Annotated in this window: 20 protein-coding genes, 2 tRNA genes and 1 riboswitch; of the genes, 8 read left to right on the forward strand and 14 right to left on the reverse strand. The window is 23.7% G+C overall.

What is annotated here, in order from left to right; translation table 11 throughout:
* Positions 1-439 precede the first annotated feature (439 nt).
* On the reverse strand, positions 440-1,300 hold the full coding sequence (locus T523_RS00275; RefSeq protein WP_042706850.1) for a shikimate kinase: 861 nt from the start codon (positions 1,298-1,300) through the stop codon (positions 440-442).
* A 362-nt stretch (positions 1,301-1,662) separates the two neighbouring features.
* Between T523_RS00275 and sppA the strand changes: the two genes are divergently transcribed.
* From sppA to T523_RS00295, 4 genes are all read left to right on the forward strand, one after another.
* On the forward strand, positions 1,663-2,538 hold the full coding sequence (gene sppA, locus T523_RS00280; protein ID WP_052334568.1) for a signal peptide peptidase SppA: 876 nt from the start codon (positions 1,663-1,665) through the stop codon (positions 2,536-2,538).
* Between the two features lie 280 nt (positions 2,539-2,818).
* Entirely contained in the window at positions 2,819-3,064 is a 246-nt protein-coding gene (locus tag T523_RS00285; protein ID WP_042706851.1) for an MJ0307 family thioredoxin, read from the forward strand.
* Between the two features lie 277 nt (positions 3,065-3,341).
* On the forward strand, positions 3,342-4,481 hold the full coding sequence (gene cbiD / locus T523_RS00290) for a cobalt-precorrin-5B (C(1))-methyltransferase CbiD (RefSeq protein ID WP_042706852.1): 1,140 nt from the start codon (positions 3,342-3,344) through the stop codon (positions 4,479-4,481).
* A gap of 128 nt (positions 4,482-4,609) precedes the next feature.
* The gene (locus T523_RS00295; RefSeq protein WP_042706853.1) at positions 4,610-5,701 is read left to right on the forward strand and encodes a glycosyltransferase family 4 protein; all 1,092 of its coding nucleotides are present in this window, start codon (positions 4,610-4,612) and stop codon (positions 5,699-5,701) included.
* Positions 5,702-5,891: 190 nt separating this feature from the next.
* Here the strand turns inward: T523_RS00295 and T523_RS00300 are convergent, their stop codons facing one another.
* Together T523_RS00300 and T523_RS00305 are read right to left on the reverse strand one after the other, a co-directional pair.
* Positions 5,892-6,185, reverse strand: coding sequence for a hypothetical protein (locus T523_RS00300; protein ID WP_042706855.1), 294 nt, complete (start codon positions 6,183-6,185; stop codon positions 5,892-5,894).
* Between the two features lie 281 nt (positions 6,186-6,466).
* Positions 6,467-7,252, reverse strand: a complete 786-nt coding sequence (locus T523_RS00305) for a sulfide-dependent adenosine diphosphate thiazole synthase (RefSeq protein WP_042706856.1) — start codon at positions 7,250-7,252, stop codon at positions 6,467-6,469.
* 498 nt (positions 7,253-7,750) lie between these two features.
* Between T523_RS00305 and moaC the strand changes: the two genes are divergently transcribed.
* Both moaC and T523_RS00315 read left to right on the forward strand, forming a co-directional pair.
* Positions 7,751-8,218 (forward strand): cyclic pyranopterin monophosphate synthase MoaC, encoded by a 468-nt coding sequence (gene moaC, locus T523_RS00310; RefSeq protein ID WP_042706857.1) that lies wholly within the window; start codon positions 7,751-7,753, stop codon positions 8,216-8,218.
* Between the two features lie 277 nt (positions 8,219-8,495).
* Positions 8,496-10,577, forward strand: coding sequence for a DEAD/DEAH box helicase (locus T523_RS00315; protein ID WP_084486330.1), 2,082 nt, complete (start codon positions 8,496-8,498; stop codon positions 10,575-10,577).
* Between the two features lie 234 nt (positions 10,578-10,811).
* On the opposite strand, the gene T523_RS00320 is transcribed toward T523_RS00315, so the two are convergent.
* The 3 genes from T523_RS00320 to T523_RS00330 form a co-directional block, all read right to left on the reverse strand.
* Positions 10,812-11,312, reverse strand: coding sequence for a DUF308 domain-containing protein (locus tag T523_RS00320; protein ID WP_042706859.1), 501 nt, complete (start codon positions 11,310-11,312; stop codon positions 10,812-10,814).
* A 230-nt stretch (positions 11,313-11,542) separates the two neighbouring features.
* Complete coding sequence (locus T523_RS08685) at positions 11,543-11,857, reverse strand: DUF2098 family protein (protein ID WP_052334569.1); 315 nt, start codon at positions 11,855-11,857, stop codon at positions 11,543-11,545.
* A gap of 55 nt (positions 11,858-11,912) precedes the next feature.
* The gene (locus T523_RS00330; protein ID WP_052334570.1) at positions 11,913-12,137 is read right to left on the reverse strand and encodes a PRC-barrel domain-containing protein; all 225 of its coding nucleotides are present in this window, start codon (positions 12,135-12,137) and stop codon (positions 11,913-11,915) included.
* 420 nt (positions 12,138-12,557) lie between these two features.
* Between T523_RS00330 and T523_RS00335 the strand changes: the two genes are divergently transcribed.
* Together T523_RS00335 and deoC are read left to right on the forward strand one after the other, a co-directional pair.
* Positions 12,558-14,261 (forward strand): tRNA uridine(34) 5-carboxymethylaminomethyl modification radical SAM/GNAT enzyme Elp3, encoded by a 1,704-nt coding sequence (locus T523_RS00335; protein ID WP_042706860.1) that lies wholly within the window; start codon positions 12,558-12,560, stop codon positions 14,259-14,261.
* A gap of 253 nt (positions 14,262-14,514) precedes the next feature.
* Positions 14,515-15,237, forward strand: a complete 723-nt coding sequence (deoC, locus tag T523_RS00340; protein ID WP_052334571.1) for a deoxyribose-phosphate aldolase — start codon at positions 14,515-14,517, stop codon at positions 15,235-15,237.
* Positions 15,238-15,695: 458 nt separating this feature from the next.
* On the opposite strand, the gene T523_RS00345 is transcribed toward deoC, so the two are convergent.
* The 8 genes from T523_RS00345 to T523_RS00380 all read right to left on the reverse strand — a co-directional run bounded on the left by T523_RS00345 (position 15,696) and on the right by T523_RS00380 (position 23,728).
* A tRNA-Phe gene (locus T523_RS00345) sits at positions 15,696-15,768 on the reverse strand.
* A gap of 4 nt (positions 15,769-15,772) precedes the next feature.
* Positions 15,773-15,844 (reverse strand) — tRNA-Val (locus T523_RS00350).
* A gap of 213 nt (positions 15,845-16,057) precedes the next feature.
* Complete coding sequence (locus T523_RS00355) at positions 16,058-16,258, reverse strand: histone family protein (protein ID WP_042706862.1); 201 nt, start codon at positions 16,256-16,258, stop codon at positions 16,058-16,060.
* 805 nt (positions 16,259-17,063) lie between these two features.
* Positions 17,064-18,344: a tRNA (N(6)-L-threonylcarbamoyladenosine(37)-C(2))-methylthiotransferase gene (locus tag T523_RS00360; RefSeq protein ID WP_042706944.1), complete on the reverse strand. Its 1,281-nt coding sequence runs from the start codon at positions 18,342-18,344 to the stop codon at positions 17,064-17,066.
* 170 nt (positions 18,345-18,514) lie between these two features.
* Positions 18,515-19,144, reverse strand: coding sequence for an HVO_0476 family zinc finger protein (locus T523_RS00365; RefSeq protein WP_042706863.1), 630 nt, complete (start codon positions 19,142-19,144; stop codon positions 18,515-18,517).
* 318 nt (positions 19,145-19,462) lie between these two features.
* On the reverse strand, positions 19,463-19,951 hold the full coding sequence (hacB, locus tag T523_RS00370; protein WP_042706864.1) for a homoaconitase small subunit: 489 nt from the start codon (positions 19,949-19,951) through the stop codon (positions 19,463-19,465).
* A 1,062-nt stretch (positions 19,952-21,013) separates the two neighbouring features.
* Positions 21,014-22,150, reverse strand: coding sequence for a cation:proton antiporter (locus tag T523_RS00375; RefSeq protein ID WP_042706865.1), 1,137 nt, complete (start codon positions 22,148-22,150; stop codon positions 21,014-21,016).
* Between the two features lie 129 nt (positions 22,151-22,279).
* A riboswitch (Fluoride riboswitch) is annotated at positions 22,280-22,367 on the reverse strand.
* Between the two features lie 374 nt (positions 22,368-22,741).
* Complete coding sequence (locus T523_RS00380) at positions 22,742-23,728, reverse strand: beta-ribofuranosylaminobenzene 5'-phosphate synthase (RefSeq protein WP_042706866.1); 987 nt, start codon at positions 23,726-23,728, stop codon at positions 22,742-22,744.
* Positions 23,729-24,058: the final 330 nt, after the last annotated feature.

Raw genomic sequence — 24,058 nt, forward strand, 5'->3', positions numbered from 1 at the left:
AATAATTATAATAATAGAATTTTTAATCTTTATAATATTTAAATATATTGAATATTTAATTAATTTAAGATTTAGTTAAGATTTCTAAAAAATTATTAAACCAATTAAACCTTAATTAAATAAACAATTATGTAGTTTATATTTCATTAATAATAAGTTTTAAAATTTCTTAAAATAATTATTTTTAAATAACAATAAGTTTATTTAATTTATTTTATTAAAGATTTAAATTGATTAAACTTTAATTTTAAATAATAACGTTGAAAACCTGTCTAATTAAAAAATATGATTTTTAAAATCTACTTAATTTTAAATCAAAATAAAATCTAACATGAATTCCAAATATTTCAATAAAAACATTATTTAAATAGAAATAAATCTAAATTTTAAGAATTTAGTAAAAACCTGAAATTTAAAAAAGAAATTTTTATTTAATAAATTACAATTCAATACTACCTTCATTATTAACTTTAGTCTCAATAATTTGACCTTCATAACTAGACCAAGCATCTTTTACTTTGTCTATTGATTTATCAGTGACGATAGCAGAAATAGCTGAACCAGTACCAGATAAACCAGAAGCCAATGCGCCTGCAGATAAAGCATCCAATTCAATATTTGGATCATATCCAAGTGCATTACTATATAGTAAACCATTTAAATTAAGTGCAAGATAATAGTTTTTATTCTTTGCTTGTTCAAATGCAAGATCAACCATAGGTGCAATAAGTTGCATTCTTGAACGATCACTGTTATAAGTTGAAGATTCCCTATCAACTAAGAAAATTAAAACAGAATTCTCTTCCATAGGCTCCTTAACTAATAATTTTCTATTATAATTATCTGTAACTACAACACCACCAAAATAAGATGCTGAAGCATCATCAAATGAACCAGTAATTGTAACTTTTGCATCTAAAGAAGTATCAATCGCAATATTAAGAATCTCCATATCACTTAAAGGTTCCAAACCAAACTCATAGGCAATAAGAAGAGAAGTAGCTTTAACAACACCGTTTGAAAGAGCGCTGCTACTTGATAAACCAGATGCAAGTGGAAGATTGGTTTTGGTCTTAACATCAACTCCACAATCAACACCATAATGATTTAAAACTGATTTCACACACATTTCCATAAGTTTTGTATCTACACCAATATCGGAATTAGCAAGAATTTTATCCTTATTATTTGTTTTAACCTCACATTCTATATTCAAATCAATACCAAATGCAGAACCATAACCAGAAGCTATTGCATTTATAATTGTAGCTGAACCTAAAGATTTAACTATTTTTTTCAATTAATCACCTAAATATTAAAAAAATTTTAAATAAAAAATTTATAATTAAAGTAAAATTTATTAAAATAATTATATATAATTAATTAGTCTTATTTTAAAATAAGATTAAATCCAATACTTAATAAATTAACTTAATAATTTTTTAAATTAAATAATTTATAAAATAAAAATTTTAATATTAAATCAAAATTCATTCTACTAAAAATGATTTAATAAATATTATTAAAACTTAAACTGAAAAAATAATCTTAAAAATTAAAGTATTCTATAGTTTTTAAATTGAAAATTAGAAATATAAGTAAATTCAATAATTTAAAAAATTCGAATTGCAAAATTAAGGTTTTAATCTAGTGAGGATAAAAATGGATGATAAAGCAAAATATTTTGGGTATGGAATTCTTGGTGGATTTCTTATTATTTTTATTATAATAATACTATTTTCAGTAATTGGTTCTACTGGATTATTTGGTAGTACAAGTGTTGCAGTCATTCCCATTTATGGTGAAATATCCTATGGAAACAATGGTACTAATCAAGTAATTACTCCTGATGAATTTCAAAAGGCAATTACTGAAGCAGATAATGATCCATCAGTAGGTGCAATTGTTCTAGATATTAATTCACCTGGAGGAAGTACTGTTGCAAGTAATGAAATGATGGAAATGGTTAAAAATACATCAAAACCTACAGTTGCATGGATTGGTGAAAGCGGAACGTCTGGAGCATATCTTGTTGCTAGTGCTTGTGATAAGATTATTACAACAAATTCCTCAATGATTGGTAATATTGGTGCAATTATAACATTAACTGATTTATCAAAATACTACAATAACACTGGAATAAATACATATTCTATTAAAAGTGGAGAATATAAAGACATAGGTGCAGACTATAGAAATTTAAGTCCAAATGAAACCAAAATGCTTCAAAAAATTGTAGACCATGACGCAGATAACTTTAAAATAGAAATAGCTAAAAATAGGAAACTTTCAAAATCATATATCGACAATATTTCAAATGGAGAAATATATGATGGTTCAGAAGCGAAAGATAAAAAACTTGTAGATAAAATTGGTAGTAAAAAAGATGCAATAGAATATGGAAGAAAAATGGGAAACCTATCTTCAAACTATGAAGTTAAAACAATGAATACTAATCAGAATATTATTTTAGGAATTGGAAATTATAATAAACTTCCAAATATAAATTTTAAAACTTTATTAGTAAATTCTCAATAAAAATTTCGTTAGTAAAAACATGAACAAACCAATATTTAATATAAAATTTTTATTTAATCTATAAAAAAATATAACTTTTTAATTAAGTTAAAAAATTAGAAAACATAAAAATAAAAGCAAAAAATATAGTATACATATGATTGGGCTAATTTAATAAAATAAAAAATTGTTTTAATCTTAAATGTAAACCATAAACTTTATATACTAAATAAAAATATCTTTATACAATTGAAAAAAAATGTTTACTTTAAGTAAACATAAAAAATATGAGTTGATTAAAATGACTAAAGTAGAAGTATTTGTATCATCAACTTGTCCTCATTGCCCTGGAGCAATACAAGTTGTAAAAGAAGCAAAAGATGAAATCCCTGATTTAGATGTTAAAATCTGTAATGTTGAAGATGCTGAAAATCGGGACAAAGCTATAGAATATGGAATTATGGCTGTACCTACCATTGTAATTGATAACAAAGTTTCATTTGTAGGTGCTCCAAGTTTATCCGAATTAAAAGATAGTTTAAAATAAACTACCAATATTTTTTTCTTTTTTTAAAACTTTTAAAAATAAGCTCATTTTAATATCAAACTTTCAATCAAAAATATAAAATAAAATACTAAATTACTATGGAAAACTAACTAAAATAAAAACTAATTTTAAATAGACGTAGCAAATTACTATGGAAAACTAACTAAAATAAAAACCAAACTCACTAATTTTAATACTTATAAAACTTGAAGAAAATATTTTTTTGAATATATACTAAAAGTTAATTTTTATTAATTTAAAATACAAATTAAAATCTATGAAAGATAATACATCTAAAAAAGGATATAAATTTGGACCAACCACTGGAAGTATAGCTACTGCATGCGCACTTGCTAGTTTAAAAACAATTATAAATAATGAAGAAATATCCATAGTTCAAATTAAAACCCCACAAGAAAAATTAGACATATTTTTAGATTCATGCCAAAAAATAAAAAACAATAAAGCAAAAGCCTCAGCACATAAATATCCTTATGATGATCCTGATGTAACTGTTAATGTTGAAATTATTACAGAAGTAGAAATTTTAAGTAAGGATTCAGCAAGTATTGATTATAGTAGTCCACTTATTTCTAAAGAAGATAAAGTTATAATTAAAGCAGGTTGTGGAATAGGTAAAGTCACTAAAAAAGGTCTTCAAATACCTATCGGAGAATATGCAATAAACCCAGTTCCACGTAAAATGATTAAGGAAAACCTAAAGAATCTTGTTCCGAAAGATAAAATAGCTATAGTTACAATTTATATTCCTGAAGGAGAAAAATTAGCAAAAAGAACTATGAATCCACGTATAGGTATTCTAGGCGGTATATCCATACTTGGTACAACAGGAATAGCTCGTTCAATGAGTACTAAAGCATATAAAGATTCACTTCTCATACCTCTTAATATTGCAATTGGAGAGGGATATAAAGATTTAATTTTTGTTCCTGGAAATATTGGAGAAAAAATTGCAAAAAAAATTCTTAATATAAATCCTGACCAAATAATTCAAATGACTAATTTTGTAGGATTTGTCCTTGAAGAAGCCGAAAAAAGAGGTGTTAAAAAGGCTATCTTATTAGGACATATTGGAAAACTTGTAAAACTTGCAGGAGGAATATTTAATACAAAACATTCAATTGCAGACGGTAGACGTGAGATATTTGCTGCACATACTGGAATATGTGGAGCTGATACTAAAACAATTAAAGAAGTTTATTCATGCAAAACTACCGAAGAAATTATTGAAATTTTAAAGAAAAAAAATTTGGACGTGATTGTTTTAAATAGCATTGCAGATTCAATAAGGGAAAGAGTAAAGGACAGATTTGACATAGATTTAAATGTTATTATAGTAGATATGGAAGGAAATATATTAAATTCAAACTATACAAAGGACTTACTTAAAAAATAACAAGTAATACATATAAACTAAATATTTATTATTGATAAAATTTAAAAAAATCCCATTTATAAAAAAATATTTAAGATGAATAATATTATAACCATAAAATAAAATCAATTAAATTAAAAGGTGATGTAATGAAAATAGCAATGGTAGGTCAATTCCCACCACATATTGGAGGGGTAGGCGTTCATATTAATTTACTTGCACATGAACTTGTAAAAAGAGGACATACTGTATATGTAATTACATACCCTCATAAAGATATTAAAGATATTGATGGAATTCATGTAATTGGAACAAAAGGAATAAATATCCCCGGATTAAGAGGACTTGGATTTTACTTTAATGCTAAAAAAGAATTAATTAAACTATGCAAAAAAGAAAACATTGACATAATACATGGCCATTACCTTGTACCAGCAGGGCTTGTAGCTGCAGAAGTGGGAGAAAGACTAAATATAAAAACATATGTAACAGCCCATGGATCTGACATATTTGAATTATACAATAAAAAACAATATACACACCACATAATAAAAAAAGTGCTTAAAAAAGCAGATATAGTGCTTGCAGTTAGTCACTCATTATATGACAATATGTTGAAAATAGATGTTACAGGGTTAAAAGAAAAATTAAGACTATATCAAAATTCAGTAGATATAAATAGATTTAAACCAGACAACAATTATGACTTTAGATTAGAACTCAGAGAAAAATACAATCTTAATAATGATTACCCGATACTTGTTTTTGTAGGTAACCTAATACCACGTAAAAATGTGAATAGTCTTATTGAAGCCAAAAAAATAGCTAAAACAAATTATAATTTAGTAATTGTTGGTGATGGGCCAGAAAAAGACCATCTTAAAAAATTAGCAGAAAATATTAATAATGTATACTTTACTGGTGCAAGAAGAGATGTTGAAAATATTTTACCTAGCTGTGATATATTAGTCCTACCATCACATACAGAAAGTTTTGGACTTGTACTCATTGAAGCACTTGCATCTAATTGTGGCGTGATTGGAAGCAATGTTGGGGGAATAAAAGAAATAATTACTGATGATGTTGGATTACTTATAAATCCAGAAGACATTAATTCAATTAAAGATGGCATTGATAAAGCATTCTCAGATGATAATTTGTTAAATAAATTTAAATCAAATGCTCGTTCCAGAGCATCTGACTTTTCAAAAGTAGAAATTCCATATGATGAATTAAAATAGTATAAATCATATTAATTAGGTTATATATCCAATTTAAGTAATTAAATCACTAGATATTTATTCCAATAAGTTAAAGTGTATTTATTTAAAAATACTATTTTAGAGATTTATCCAATGAAATATAAATCAATCGAATCTTCCATATAATATATTAAATATTGTATACTACCCTAAACATGCTTTAAAATAATTACCATAAAGCATTAACTAAAAATGAAATAACCAGATAAAGAATAATTAATAAAAAACCAAGAAATACAGAAGCTATAATAACACTTATAACAGTACCTATTGCAGTACCTATCTCTTGAGCAGAAGTTATTTTATCATCTTTCTTAGGTACATCATAACTCGGTTTTTCCTCTTCTATTTTTGCTCTTCTTTCTGCCTCATCACGATCATAATCATCAGTAACAATATCATAAATCATTACATCTTCAGCATCAAACCTTCCATCACCATTAAAATCAGGTCCACGTATCATTTTTATTCACCTACCCAAATAAAAAAAATGTTTTACTTATATAATGATAGGTAAAAGAGATATAAAATATTATTTATTTTTATAAAAATTGTTTTTTTTTATTGGTTTTGTATTTTAAAAGTAGGGTTTGGGGATTTATTTTTTTATAAACATATTCATTAAATTAGAATAAATTTATTCTGAAAAGTTCAATAAAACCAATATTTAGACTAAAAATAGATTTAATAATATAGGAAGATAATAAATATATTATATAAAAATATAATATATTTTTTAAGAGATTATCTGTTTTCCAAGTCTTTTATTACCTTTTTAGCAACATCTTCACCAGACAATAACATTCCACCAAATATTGGCCCCATACGTTGGGAACCATGAACAGCATTAGCAGCCATACCAGTTACATATAATCCAGGATATACTTCAGTTACATTATCAAGGATTTTACCTTCAGCACGGTCTGCCCACATAGATTTTTCACCCATAATTTTACCTGTTTTTGTGTTTAATTTTTCACCTAATTTATTCTCAATAATTTTAGTGACTTCTGTTGGGTGACCTGTTGCATCAATTACTGCCTTTGCTCTAACAGTTAATGGATCTATATGTAAACCTGCCATTTCAACTGAACTCCAATTTAATACTACCCCCCTTACTCCTTCTTCTCTTATCATCAAATCTTCAATACTCATCAAATTAAAGATTTTGAGTCCTGCCTGAGTAGCTTTAGAACATAAAGTAGAAGTACATTCAATTGAATCAACAGTATAATAATTGTCTTGGAATTTTTTAGAATTGATTCCAAATTCATCAAGGATTCTTTTACCTTCCTCCTGAACAACAACTTTATTGAACATCATTCCTCCACCCCACATACCGCCACCGATACTGAGTTTACGTTCAAATAATGCAACCTTATATCCTGCTTTTGCAAGATAATATCCTGCGACTACACCAGATGGACCTCCACCACCAATAGCTACATCCATATCAGTGTAATCTAAAAAGTCATTCATATATTCTTGTATAATTGCCCTTGATACGACAACATCATCTAATTTTTTCAAAAAATCACCTAATTTTTAAAAATTTTATAAATATAATCTAATTTTAATAAAAAAACATTAAAAAAAATCATATTTCATAAAAAAATACAATTCAAATATTTAATAAAAAACATTAAAAAAAATCATATTTCATAAAAAAATACAATTCAAATATTTAATAAAAAACATTAAAAAAAATCATATTTAACATTATTAATTATGATAAATACAATATATAAACCTTTAGAAAAAATAATAAAAAAATAAGCAAATAGATACAATAAAAAATAATAAATGATTAAATTTAAAATAAAATAATATATGATAAAAAATTAGAATAATATTAGTTAAAAAATAGAATTATTCTAAAAAAATTATTTTAAACAATTTTAAATATTTAATATATTAATTAACATTATTAATTATTATAAATAAACTTATTTTAAAATAGAAATAAAAATTATTTAATAATAAATAAAGAAAATATATAATTAATTTAATTAATAAGAGGTAAGTAATATGAGTAGCGATTTTACACATCTAACAGAAAATGGAGTACATATGGTAGAAGTTGGTTCAAAACCAGAACAGATAAGAAATGCAACAGCAAGTGGAAAAATATACCTTAAAAAAGAAACAATTGAAAAAATAGAAAATTCTGAAATTAAAAAAGGAAATGTATTAACAACAGCACAAATAGCAGGTATACAAGGAGTTAAAAATACTTCACAAATGATTCCATTATGCCACCCACTACATATTACAGGTATTGAAGTAAACTTTGAAATTAAAGAAAAATACATTAAATCAATAGTAAGTGTAAATTCAAAAGGACAAACTGGTGTTGAAATGGAAGCAATTACTGGTTGTAGCCTTGCATTACTTACAATATGGGATATGGTTAAAGCAGTAGAAAAAGATGAAAATGGACAATATCCAAATACAAAAATCTCAGATATTGAGGTTATTAAAAAAGAAAAAATATAATTAAATTAATTAATAAATACTAAAAAATTTAGATTATTTTTAAAATAATAATAAACTAAATAAATCATTTTATTAAAAAATAGCTTAATATTCATAAAAATAATAATAAATTTATTTAAAATAAGATTTTATTCTTAAAAAATAGAATCATATTAAAAAATTAAACTTTAATTAAAAGAATATTTTAAGAAAAATTAGTTTTCAAATGGTCTTAGTATAATCTTTTAAATATTAAAAATTAAAATTAGAAATTATTAAAAAAATAGAATGGATTATTATGGAAAGCTTAAACAAAGATATGAAAAAAATCATACAAACTGCATATCCTTATATTAAAGAATTTAATCCAGCACAAAAAGCAGTAATTGAAAGTGGATATATAGATGATGATTCAAATTACATCATTGCAATTCCAACTGCAAGTGGTAAAACAGTACTTGGAGTTCTTGGTTTACTTAAAACAATTTTAAATGGTGGAAAAGGAATTTATGCAGTACCTCTTGTATCAATACAAAATGAAAAAGTTAAAGAATTTAAAAAATTTGAAGAATTCGGAATCAAAGTAGGTAAAAGCCCAAGATATGCAGATCTTGCAGTAATGGTATTTGAAAGTTTTGATGCAATAACTCGTTTTTCATGGAATACATTAAGAGAAGTAGATACAATAGTCATAGATGAATTTCATATGATTGGAGAAGCTTCAAGAGGACCAACAATAGAATGTGCAATTACAAGAGCAAGATTAATAAATCCATCAATGAGGATAATAGCACTTTCTGCAACATTATCTAATATGGAAGATATTAAAACATGGTTAGATGCAAAAGTCATAGAACATGACTATAGACCAGTACCTCTTAATAAACAAGTTCTTGATAATGAAATATTTAATGTTAAAAATAAAAACGATGTTGTAGTAAAAATCATAGAAAAATCTATTAAAGATAATTCACAAGCATTAGCATTTGTTTCAACAAGACGTTTTACTGAAAGTCTAGCAAAATATGTTGCTGGTAAAATTAAAAATAAAATAACAAAAGAGGAAAGACAAAAATTTGAAAAAGTTTCAGAAGAATTACTTAATGTTCCAAAACGTAAAGGATCAAGACCTACAACAACATGTATAAACCTTGCAAATGCAGCAAAAAATGGTTGTGTATTCCACCATGCAGGTCTTTTCCCAGAACAAAAAGAAATTATTGAAGATGAATTTAGAGCTGGAAATATTTTAATGATTGTTGCAACACCAAGTTTAATGTATGGTGTTAACTTACCTTCAAAATCTGTAATAATCCGTGATTATACTCGTTGGACAAATAATGGTCCACAAGAAATACCTGTTTTTGATTATGAACAAATGTCTGGAAGAGCAGGAAGACCATTATATGATAATGAAGGATATTCTTACCTTCTTGCTAAAACAAGTGATGAGGCAATTGAACTTGAAGATAAATATGTAAATGGAGAAATAGAACCAACTACTTCTAAATTAGTTGACAATAAAGATGCTTTCCAAAAACAAATCATAGCACAAATATCTTCATCATTATCTAGAAATCCTGATGAATTAAAAGAATTCTTTATGAAAACCTTATATGGTTTTCAAATGACATCAAATGAATCAATGAAATTCTTTGCAGAAGAAGGTTTAAAATTTGAAATAGAAAGTTCACTTGAATTTTTAATGAATAATAAAATTATAAGACCTGGTCCAGAAGGTTTCAAAACTACTGAATTTGGTGAATTAATAGCTAAATCCAATTATTCTGTTGAAACTGCAGTTAAAATAAAAGAATACATAAATACTGTTGAAGATTATATAAATATAGGTGAATTTATCTATTTACTTGCACAAACCCCAGATATTCCACTTATTAGTTTCATGGCAAGAAAAAGTAAAGATCCAACTAAAGAAAAAATGTCATCCCTTGGATTATTTACTACAAGTATTGGAAGTGAAGAAGCTACAACAGTTTCACTTATAGAATGGATAGATGAAAGAACAGAAGAAGAAATTGAGAATAAATATCATGTATATGCTGCTTCTTGTAGACGTAGTGCAATAGAAGCATCAATGCTTACTAAATTTACAAAAGACATATTCAATATTTTTAGAATCTACAAGTATGATAATGAATTAAGTACATTATCAGCAAGATTATACTATGGTGCAAAAGAAGATATTTTACCACTTATTATTGGAGTAAAACGTCTTGGAAGAAAACGTGGACGTCAAATAGTAGATACTTTTGGTGATGATTTAAGAGTACCTAGTGAAAATGAACTTCAAAAAATCGATGGTATAGGTAAAAAATTATCTAAAAGAATTAAAGAATTTGCTGAAAACTATAATAATTAAATTTAATAATTCTAATTTTTTTATTTAATTTTAAATTCAGAAAAAATAATTTAATAATTATTTCTAACTCTACTATTTAAATTTAAACTCAAAAAAATAACCTAACAATTAAATAACTATTTCTAATTTTTTATTTAAATTCAATTCAGAATAATTTAATAAAAAACTAATTTTAATTTTAAAATATCTATTTAATTATAATCAATAATACCTAAAAAAAGAAAAAGAAAAAAATTAATAATAAGCACTTTCTCCTGCAAAAATAAATCCAATTCCATCAATAATTAAACTTATACCTAAAATAAGTGAAACATAAAATGGATTAAGTAATGAGAAGTAACCAAGTAATACAGTAATAAGACCTAAAATAAGCATTATTATTGAAGAACCTCTTAAAGGACCATAATCTCTATAATATATTCCTGCAATTCCAAAGATTATTAAGATAATACCAACAATCCAAAACATTATTCCAAATAAAGCACTGAAAAGATAAATATTACCAAGTAAACATACTCCTAAAATAATACCAATTATTGCACCAACAATACGAGTTAATAAGTGCCCAGAAGTATAATTCCAATTATCATAAGATCTTATTAATGAAATTATACCACTAATAATAAATATTAATCCAAGTACAAATGATAAAAATGTTTGACTAAGATAAGGAAATACAATGATAATAATACCAAGAACAAACAATATAATACCTGTTACAGATAAATCATCCATAATATAACCTCCTTTTAAAAATTATACAAAATATTTAATAATTATATAGATATTAATAAAAAATTATTAATAAATTTTTTCAAAAAACATTAAAAAAAGCTAAAATGAATAAAGTCTTATATTAAAATAATTAGATATAATAAAACTAAAAAAATAAGAAAATAAGTTCTAGATAATAAAAACTAATTAATATATTAAAAATAGAATAATAAAAAGGTTAAATTATATATTTAACCTCCACCTTCAGCAACTTCATCTTGTAATTCGAAGTTAGACATTTCTTCTTTTCTTTGTTTGATTCTTTCAATACCCTCATCAGTATCATCTTTTTCAAGTTCTCTATATTCGTCTTTATCTTCAAATTCACCATCAGAAAGAAGTTCAACTTTAGAAGTAACATACCACATACCAGTTCCTTCAATTTTAACCCAGTACTTTTCATCTTTTAATCTAATATCTTCTATTTTACCATTAGTACCAGTAGGAACATATACTATATGATCTCCTATTTCTATAGTATTTTCAAGAGCATCTTTAACATCCATTAAAGTCACCACTATTTAATTAAAATATTTCAATTAAAAATAAGTATTATAATACTTATTCAGTAATCACATCAACATCTAATAAAAGATAGTCACCAATACTTTTAATATCATCATATCTTACTTCAATTTCATTACTAGAGAGGAACTTTTTCTTAAGAGAAATAAATACTTTTTTAATTTCACCAGAATCTTTATCAAACTCCACATCAATAACTTTACCAATTTCTTTAGCATCAGTATCTAATACTTTCATACCTAATAAGCTTTTAATTCTCATATGAATCCTCACAATTAAATGATTTAAAAATATTTAAATTATCTATTTAAATATCAAATTAATAATATATTAATTATAAGTTTTATTATAAAAATATAAATAATTAACTAATTATTTTAAAAGATAAAAATATTAATTTAAAATAAAATTTAATTAAATTAAATATAATAAATTATCTAATTTTATAAAAAGAATTTTAAATAATATATTTAAAAACTAAAATATGATAAATATAAAAAGAAACCCTAAATAATATATTTAAAAACTAAAAAAAATGATATATTATAAAAAAAACCCTAAATAATATATTTAAAAACTAAAAAAAATGATATATTATAAAAACTCTTAATAAAAGTTATATAAATTATTATTTTTATATTAATATTATTTAGTCTATTAAAAAAATAAAACGAGGAAAACATGTTAGACAAAGCTTGTAGAATAATAATTGATGATATTATAAACGGCAAAATAACAAACCGTCGTGAACTTGAAGTAGAAAAAAGACAACTTTGTCGTGATTTTAAACTATCAAAATTTATGAGTAATGCGGATATATTAGAACATGCAAGTTATGAAGAAAAAGAACTTGTAAGTCCAATTTTACAGAAAAAGCCTACAAGAACATTATCTGGTGTTGCAATTGTTGCAGTAATGTGTCATCCACATAAATGTCCACATGGAAGATGTTTCTATTGTCCAGAAAGTAGTACAGCACCACCAAGTTATACTGGTGAAGAACCTGCAGCATTACGTGGAAGAATGTTTAAATTCCACCCTTATATTCAATGTTATAATAGATTAATGCAACTTCATAAAGTAGGTCATCCAATTGACAAAGTAGAACTTATAATTATGGGAGGTACTTTCCCATCACTTGATTTATCTTATCAAGAATGGTTTGTATCACAATGTCTTAAAGCAATGGTTGATTTTGGTATAATACTTGATGATGTTGAGATTAAACATCATGAAAGTTCAAAACTTCTTGATCTTGATAAAATTAATAAAGATGATATTCTTAAGAAATATCCACCATACTCAAATGGATTAGTTAAAGAATATAAACCAAATGATTATGTAATCTTAGAAGATATTCAAAAGGCAAATGAATCTGCTAAGATTAGATGTGTTGGTATGACTTTTGAAACAAGACCAGATTACTGTAAACAGAAACATATTAATAGAATGTTAAATATGGGTGTTACAAGAGTAGAACTGGGTGTTCAAACAATACATGATAATATTTATAAACGTGTAAAAAGAGGCCATACTGTTGCAGATAGTATTGCTGCAAATAAAAACCTTCGTGATTCTTGTATTAAAGTATGTATGCATTTTATGCCTGGTTTATTCCAAGATAAAAAACAAGATATTGAAATGTTCAAAACTATCTTTTCAGATCCAAATTATAAACCAGATATGTTAAAATTATATCCAGTACTTGTTACTGAAGGTAGTGAACTTTATGATTTATGGAAAAAAGGAGGATATCATCCATATACAACAGAAGAAGCAGTTGATGTAATTGTTGAAATTAAAAAAATACTTCCTAAATGGGTTAGAACCATGAGAATTCAAAGAGATATTCCAACTACACTAATTAAAGGAGGAATTCAAAATTCAAATCTTGGTGAACTTGTTTATAATAGATTAGAAGAAGAAAATATTAACTGTAAATGTATTCGTTGTAGGGAAATTGGCCATAAAAAAACCAAAGAAAATTATAGTATAGATGATTATAAACTCTTTGAAGAAGATTATGAATGTTGTAATGGTAAAGAACACTTTTTATCAATTGAAGATAAAAATGAAGAAACTATTGCAGGATTTTTAAGACTTAGATTCCCCTCAGAAGATGCATTTAGACCTGAGATTAATAGTGATTCTGCATTACTTAGAGAATTACATGTATATGGAAACCTTATTCATATCGGTAAAAAAGGAAATACCATAGGTCAACACACGGGATTTGGTGAAAAACTAATAAAAAGAGCAGAAGAAATTTCTATAGATAATGGAAAAGAAGAAATGTTAATTATTAGTGGTATTGGTACTAGAAATTATTATCGTAAATTTGGATATGAAAGGAAAGGACCATATATGGCTAAAAAATTAATATAAATCTTTAATTAGAATAAAAATTAATTAAAAACTTTTAATTTTTATTTTACCAATTATAAATTTTTAAAAAATAAAATAAACTTATTACTTTTTTTATTAAATGATTTTAATCTTTTTTAAGCAATTAAAAAAATAGAGATAAAATAAAAAGATTTAAGTTTACACCATATAAAAATTAGTATAAAAGAAAAATATTATATATTAGTTCGTATCATATCAAACAGTATATAATGCAATTAATGGAGATAATAAAATGATAGCAAAAACACCTGAAGAACTTGCTAGATGTATGGATTTTACTTACTTAGATAATACTGCTACAAAAGAAGATATGGATGTTTTCTGTAAAATCGCAGCAGACTGGAATATGTATTCAGTTGTAGTAAGTCCATGCTATGTAAAACAAGCAAGCCAATTATTAAAAGACACTGATGTAAAAGTAGGAACTGTAGTAGGCTTCCCACTTGGAACAAATGATAAACGTGTAAAAGCATTAGAAGCAAAAATTGCAGTAGAAGACGGAGCAGACGAAATTGATATGGTAATGAATATTCCTGCTTTTGTAAATGGTAACTATGATGTAATTACTGATGAAATTGCTGCAGTAAAATCAGAAATCGGAGATAAAGTCCTTAAAGTTATTATTGAAACTAATTTATTAAATGAAAAACAAATAAAAGAAATTAGTGAGATTATAAATAAAACTGATGCAGACTTTATTAAAACAAATACAGGATTTACAGGTAAAAATACATTTAATGAAATGGTTACATATTTACAAATTATTAAAACAGCAGCAAATAATAAAGAAATTAAAGCATCAGGTGGAATTAGAAACAGAAAAACTTGTGCAAGATACTTAGCTGCAGGTGCAAGTAGACTTGGATGCTCTACAGCAAATATAATTTTAGAAGAGTTTAAAAATACACTTGAAAATAAAGCATATAAACCAAGAAATATACTTGGAAGTATGTAAAAATTTAAACTCTTTTTAAATTTTTTATACTTATTAAAACTTATTTTTATCTTAAATTTAATAAATCAAAGAATCTTACTTTTTATACTTATTAAATCTTCTTTATTTAGTAGCTCAATTTTATAAAATATATTTTAAATTTAATAAATCAAAGAATCTTACTTTTTATACTTATTAAATCTTATTCTAAACACATTATTATAAAATAAAATTATCCTAAATTTAAAAAATCAACAATTTTACTTTTTAATTAATAAATAATAAGAAAACATCTATTTACAATAGAAAAAACTTATTATTTAGATTAAATCAATAAAATAAAAATAAAATTAAACATAACTCACTAAAGAATAATATTATATAAAAAACAATTCACATTAAAAATCAGAAAAAAGTCTAAAATAAAAATAATCTAAAATAAAGTATTAAAAAATAAGTTAATAAAAAAAATCTAGTAATGCCATGGGCCGGACTTGAACCAGCGACATCTAGATCTTCAGTCTAGCGTTCTCCCAACTGAACTACCATGGCATAATGGTCCGGACGAGATTTGAACTCGTGATCCCCTCCACGTCAAGGAGGTATCATACCCCTAGACCACCGGACCTACATACTTATAATAGTTTGTCCGAAGTCATATATAAAGATTACTATTTTATAATTACTTTTAATAATTTTTGATGAAAGTATCAAAAATAAATACAGATATAATAAAAAAACTTACAAAATAGAATTTTTAATAAAAAATTAAAAATAAAAAATTATGGCCAAGAACTGGCCAACTATAAATACACAAAAACTGAATCAAACACTAACAAATCTATTTGATAGCTAATTTGATATCTTCAGCTTTTACAGTTTTTCTACCAGCGTGGCGTGCGAAATTAACAGCTTTTTGTGCGATTTCGTCACCTTGTTCTTCTAATGCTTCAGCTAATGCAACTTTTGCGTCATCAGAAATTCTTTGTGCTCCAGCATTTTTTAAGATACGACCGACTGGTGCGATTGGTAATTCACTCATGTTTTCACCTCCAAATAATTGTTGTACTACATAGTATATAAAGGTTTCGTAAAAAATTGCTTTATTCTTGTTAATATTCAATCATATAAGTATAATTTAACTTACTGACAATATAAAATATTAATATAATTACAAACAAAAAATCAGAAAGAATATTAAAACTTATAACTTATTAGAACCATTATAAAGATTTAAAAATATTAAAAAAATATAAGCTAAAAACTATTAAAATAAAGCTTAAAAATAATATATTTAATTATAATATAAAATAAGCATTAAAAATAAATTTATAAATTAAAACAATAAATATAATCATATTTATATAAAAACAATTAATAATAAAATTTTATAAACAATATAAAGAATATTTTAAAATAAAACTATAAAAAAAAGATAGATAATGCCTTAAAATTTTTAAAAAAAATGGAATTTTAAAAGTATTACCTTTAACGAACATAATTAAAATTATATAAAAAACAAAGAAAAAATAAATAATATAAAATAAAATATTCAAAAATAATAAACTTTCAAAAGATAAAAAAAGCATATAAAAACAAAATACCTAAAAAATAATAAACCTCTAAAAAATAAAAAAAGTATATAAAAATAGCTTTGTTGAAATCCTCAAAATCTTTTGAATAAATTTTCTTAAAATTGATTTTAAATCATTAATTATTGTTTAAATTTTTATAAAAAATAGGAATCCAACAAACTCATAAAAATAAAATTATTAGAAAATTTATAAAAAATAGGAATCTTATTTTAAAAATACAACCTATTAACTTGATTTTAATAAAAAAATAATTTAATCAACTATTTCTCCAATTAAATAAGTACTTGTAGTTTCTACTATTTTAACATTTACAAAACTACCCATTTTAGCTTCTTGAACAACTACAGGAAGATAAGAATTAGTTTTTCCAATATATCCTCCTTTAGATCCTTTTTCTACAATAAGTGTTTCTAAAGTTTGACCTAAAAGATGATCGTTCTCTTCTTTTGTAATTTCAGAAATGATTTGAGTAAGTTTTTTAGATCTTTTTTTCATAAGTTCAAAAGGAATTGCTTTAAGTGATGAAGATAAAGCACCTTTCCTATGTTGATATTTAGATAAATGAACAATACTTGGTTTAATTTCTCGAAGTAATTTAATTGTTTCATTAAAATCTTTATCAGTCTCTGTTGGATATCCTACAATAATATCAGTTGCAAGAGTAATTTCTGGAATAGCTTTACGCATTTTATTAACAAAATCTTTATATTCTGAAATTGTGTGACGACGATTCATTTCCTTAAGTACTTTATCACTTCCAGTTTGTACTGGTAAATGCATGAACTTATATACCTTTGGTAATTTAAATGCTTCAATTATTCCATCAACATCGTCGAAAATATTTTTAGGATGCATCATTCCAATACGTACCCTGAAATCTCCATCTAAAGAAGCCACTTCTTTAATTAAAGTTGATAATTTTTCATGAGTATCATGACCAAATGCTGCAGTATCTTGAGCAGTAAGTTCAATCTCAACACAACCATTTTCAATAGCTTCTTTTGCTTCTTTCTTAATATCAGCTATGGGATAACTATGTAATGGTCCACGAGCAAGTCGAGTACAACAAAAAGTACATTTACCCATACATCCTTCACATATTTGAATAATATGAACTTTTTTATCTTCACTAAATTTTTTAACTCCAACTTTAGATTTTTTAGATAAACCATCTTCTCTAAGTGTTTCACCATTATAAGCTGCTTTAACAACTTCTGCAGTTTTATCTAATTGATGTGGTCCAATCCATGATGTACCTTCCTTAGTAATCTTATCTATTTTTTCAGGGTCTATTTCAACCATACATCCACTAACAATAACTTTTTTATCTGGATAAGTTTTTTGTAATTTTTGAATTCTATTTGTTACTTTACTTTCTGTTGGAAGTTTAACATAACAAGTATTTACAATAATAACATCAGCATCTTCTACATTATCTACAAGTTCCATACCATTTTTAGCTAAAACACCTGCCATAATTTGAGAATCTGCTTTATTATAAGTACATCCAAATGTTTCAATAGATACTCGAATCATAATAATACCCTTAGTTTAAAAAAATTAGTAAAATATAAAGTTAAGAATAATTTATTCATAAATAATTAAAAATTATAAATAATTAGATTATGTTAATTTGTTTTATTTTAAAAATAAATTTTATTTAAATTTAAAAAAATTAAACTAAAAAACTTATTTTAAATAATTTATTCCCATCTTAAAGTTTTTTTAACAATATTATCAGTTAAATTATAATCATAAGATTTTAAATCAATAGGTTTTGTATATATCCTTTTAATATGATCTGCTTTTACAGAACCACTAGTAATTTTTCCATTATCAGTTTTAATAATATGAACTTTTAAAATAAAATCTTCTATTTTAATAATATCATTAGTAGATACTTCAAAATCCCTATCTGTATCAATTTTATAAGATTGAGTTTCACCTTTTAAATCAATAGATAATCCAAATCTTGATGGAATCTCTAAAGATGAAGCCCAAATAGTTTTAATATCTTTAACAATAGCAGATTTTACTCTTCTTTCACTAGTTTCAATAGATTTAACTCTAACTTGTCCATTATCAGTAAGTAAAACATTACCAACATTAATTGTCTCATAAGGATATAAATCAATTACTGATTTAATAGATTGTTCATTTTCACTTATAATAATTCTACATGGAATAGGATTTGATTGAGTTATTCTATCTTTAAATACATGTTCACATTCATTACATTTTAATAAATAATCATTTATTAATTTCTTTTTAGACGAAGTTTCCTTTGATTTTAATACCGTAAGATCATCTGATCCACAAATTGGACATTCCATTTTTAATTCCTCTAAATAATATATTTTAATTAAATAATCTACTTAATCATTAAATTAGTTTAAAAAAAGTAGATTAAACCCATAATTGTAATAATTAATAATTTTAAAAAAAATTATAATAAAAAATAAATCTATAATTTAAATTTACTTAATAAAAAAATAAATTTATATTTTATTCCTTTTGATTTTATCATATAAAAAATAAACTTAAAATAAATTTATATTTTATTCCTTTTGATTTTATCATATAAAAAATAAACTTATCTTATTAAATTCTAAAAAATAAATTTATAAAATATTTATTTTATATGAAAAAATTTATTGTTTTTTAGTTTTTAAATAATGATTTACTAAACCACCATCTTCTAAGATATCTAACATGAAATCTTTAAATGGTTCAAACTGAACTGTTTCACCAGTAGTTTTATTGCATAAAATACCTTCACTTAAATCAACAGACAAAATATCTTCATCAGATGCTTTTATATCTGCAGTAATAACAGGAAGCCCAATATTTACTGCATTCCTATAAAAAATTCTTGCAAAGGATTTTGCAATAATTGCATCTACACCTGCAGTTTTAATAGCAACAGGAGCTTGTTCCCTAGAAGAGCCACAACCAAAGTTTTCATCAGCAACAATAATATCTCCTTTTTTAACATTAGCAGTAAAATCAGGTCTTTCTCCTTCTAATACATGATCTGCTAAATCTTGAGGATTAAATGTTCTAAGATATCTACCTGGAATAATTAAATCAGTATCAATGTTTTCTCCAAACTTCCAAACTCTTCCTTGAATTTTTTCCATTTTTATCACAAAAATTTTTATTATAATATTATATTATAATTTTCTCTTTTTAAATCTTTGTTTAAAAATACTAATTTTAATAAAATAATTAAAATATTAAAATAAATGTACTATTAAAAAATTTTAAAATATTTTAATTTATTAATAAAAAATATAATTTTTAAAATTGAATTAACAATCTAATTTCTTATAAAAAAAATTTAGAACTTAATTAAAAAGATAAAAAAACTAATAAATAATTTTAAAAAGCATATAAAAAAAATAATCTAAAGAAAAATCCAAACAAACTATTAAAATAAAATTTAAATAAAAATTTAAGTTCAGATTATTAAATTAAAAATTAATATTTAAATAAAAGCCATTAAAACCTATTTTTTATAAAATCTAAAAATTATTAATACTTGAAAATTAAAAAAAATATTCTAAAAATTAGAAGAATTTTAACAAAGCTTAAAAAATAAAATATTATGTATTTAATTAAAAATAGATAATTAAAATTAAATCAAATATTTTAGAGGTTTGTAATTCATAATTTAATAATTATATTTAATATAATAATTTATTATTAGAACTTATAAATACAATAATTTTATATAGATATGGGAAATTAAAGGTTTTATAAGTTATAAAAAAATTTAATCTCTAAATTAAATTAAAACATTAAAAAACAATTAAAACTATAAATTAAATGTAAATTAAATCTTATCTTTTTAATTAAACACATAATATTAATTCTTAAATTTTTAAGAATATTAACTATTTTTAAACTTTTTAATAATTTTAACAGTTTTATAGAGAACATACTTAAATTTAAAATAATTAAATTTAAGCTAAATTTTGTACACAATTATAAAAATGTACAAAACTATATTTTAAAATTATACTTCTTAATATATAAATATTTTTAAAAAATATTAAAAATCTAAAAAATAAGGTATTTTATTTAGAAATTTAAATAATTGTATTAATTAAATTTTAAATTCTAACCATAATTTAAATAAAATTTCATCTTAAAATCAATAATTAAACAATAAAAACCTAAAAAAAATAAAAAAATAAAAATTAAAGTTCATTAATATCTTCAGAATGAACTGGTGAATACCATTTTTCAGCAACAAAAGTAGGTAAAACAGCACTTAAAACTAAAACCCCAGTTAGAATAGAATAAACTGTTTGAGAAATCACACCACTATTTAAACCAAATACTGCAGCTACAAGACCAAAAGTTAAACCAGTACTCATCATAAGTGTAACATATTCACAAGAATCTTTAAGATAATACCTACTAATACCATAAACTCCAATGAATTTTGCAATTTGACGTACTACAAATATTCCAACAAATATAAATATTGCTGATAAAATAAGAGGTATAGAAACTTTCATCCCACCTACAATAAAGAATATTGGTGTAATAACTGCAAATGCAACTGTTTTAATACGAGATTTAACCTCACCTTTATCTTCAACTTTAAAGTAATCAGATAATACAACACCTAAAATAAATGCTGGAAGTATTGCTTGGCCACCACCTAAACTTCCAAGGAAAATAAAACCAAGTAATAAAAGAAATATATATTTAATTTCAACCTCTGCAAGTTTGTTTCTAAGAAGTTTTGAATAGAATATCTTATTAGAATATTTATATGCTAAATAAATAATAATAGCAGAAGCAGCATAAAATATAACTGTATTAATATCTGTTTTCATAAATAGTAAACTTAAAGTAATAGCAGTTAAAAGATTTCCAATAAAAGTAGCAACCATGATAAGTTTACCTAAATCATATTTAAATAACCCTTTTTCTGTTAAAACAGAATATACTACTGAAATAGAAGTTTCAGATAATGCAGTAGCAGTAAGTAATGATTCTAATAAATTCCAACCAATACAATAATAAGAAAGTAAAAATACTCCTAAAAATGGAACAATAAAAGATCCAATACCAATAAATAAACTTTCTTTAAATTTATTTTTCAATAGTTCAACATCAACTTCAGTACCTGCAAGAAATGTTAATAAAACACCACCAAAACTTGCAATATAAATCATCCATTGTTCTGGTCTAATAATTCCTAAATTACCTGCAATAACACCAAGAACAATTTCAATAATTGTAACTGAAATACCTAATTTAATAGATATTAAACTAGCAATTAAAATAAGTAACCCTAAAATTAAAGGGAACACATCTACCATAAACTTTTCTCCTCCAAATTAAAAAAATTGTTAAAATTTAAGAAAAAAGTCATCCAATAATATGGGAATAATTAAAAGATATGTTTTATGGTTCTGATGACTAAATTCTTAAAAATAATAACAATTTTAAATTAAATAGAAGTCATCAGTTAAATCTTAAAAAGAGTTTAACGGTTTTGTAAATTAATACTTGGTGAACCTCATCACCAAATTATAATGAAATTATTGCTAAATCTAAACAGTAACTAAATTATAATATAAAATAAAGTATATTGTTTTAAAATATATAAACTTTCCTGATAAAAATTTAATTTATTTAAAACACAACTATTAAAGATATTAATTTATTTTAAAAAATAAAATAATTCTAATTCTTATAAAAATAACTAATAAACTAAAAAAAGTTCAAAATTAGATAAAAACAATTAATAAATAAAAAATAAAAAAATAAAAAATCCTAGAAAAAATAAACAACTAAAAAAAACAGAAAAAACACAAAAAACCCAACAAAAAAAATAAACAACTAAAAAAACACAAAAAAACCCAACAAAAAATAAGAAAAAATAATTAATTAAAAATAAATTAAATAATTTATTTAATTAATTCAAATCCATGATTTTGAGCTTTAGTTACAAAAACAACTTCATCATCATCAAGATAATCTTTAGTTGCTTTTACAATATCATCATTTTCTTTATTAAATACTGTATATATAGCTGGACCAAATGAACTCATACCTACACCATATGCACCAGATTCACGCATATATTGCATAAGATTAATAAATTTAGGTGGTTGAAGTCCAACTTCAACTTTTTTAAATCCTCTTTCTTGAATTGCATCAACACAATGACCAAATTCATATATATTATGTTCAAGTAAAAATGGAATTAAATTCATGAAAATAATATGAGACATTTGTTCTACTTCACTTTTAGATACTGGACAATTGTTTTGGAAAATATTAACTTCCCTTTGACCATGTACATGATCATTATCTTTAGGTATTGCAACTAAAACATTCCAATCTTCAGGAAAATCATAATGTGCAATAAGTTGAGGTGGTTTTGCATTAGATGCAGAAGATGGTAAAAAAGAACCTTTTTCTTTTAAACTATGTCCACCATCAACAATAAATCCCCCATAATCAAATGAAAAAGTACCAATACCAGAAGTACCCCCTCTTCCAACAATATTAGCTAATTTAACAGAGTTTTCACTATGTCCAATAATTTCAGTAATAATTTTTGCTGTAGCTAATGCCATTTGTGTTCCGGATCCTAAACCAGAATGTGTAAGATAAGATTTTTGAACTTCAAAATCAAATCCATAATCAATATCATAAAATTTACGAACTTTTTCTGCAGCTTTTATTATTTTACTACTACATTCTGACTTACTATCTCCACTAACTTCATTTTTAAAATCAACATTAATCTCGTTAGAGTTAGTTTCTTCTCCTTTTAATATAAAATTTGGTTGATTTATAGTAAATCCAATTCCTCCGTCAGTTCTACCATATGCACCACTCATATCAATTAAACACATATGAAGACGAGAGGGTGTTTTAATAATCATATTTAAGTGTCCTCGATTGTTTTTTTAAATAAATAAATCAACAGTGTTTTAAAAATTTGAGATTTTAAATTAAAAAAATCAAATTTAAATACCGTTATTAGTAACTAATATTTTTTTATTAACAATATATATTAAAGTTTTCTATAAGGTTCTAATAAAAAACCTTTTAAATAAGTAATATATACAAAATTTAAAAGTTTGTATTAAATTAAACAAAATTTCAGAAAAATAATAAAAATCAGATAAAAAATAGTATATGAAAATTAAAAATAAAGGAAAAATATTAGAAAAAATATAATAATAAAGATAAAAATTAAGTAAATAAGTATA

Source organism: Methanobrevibacter wolinii SH (assembly GCF_000621965.1).
GTDB classification, from domain to species: Archaea; Methanobacteriota; Methanobacteria; order Methanobacteriales; family Methanobacteriaceae; genus Methanarmilla; species Methanarmilla wolinii.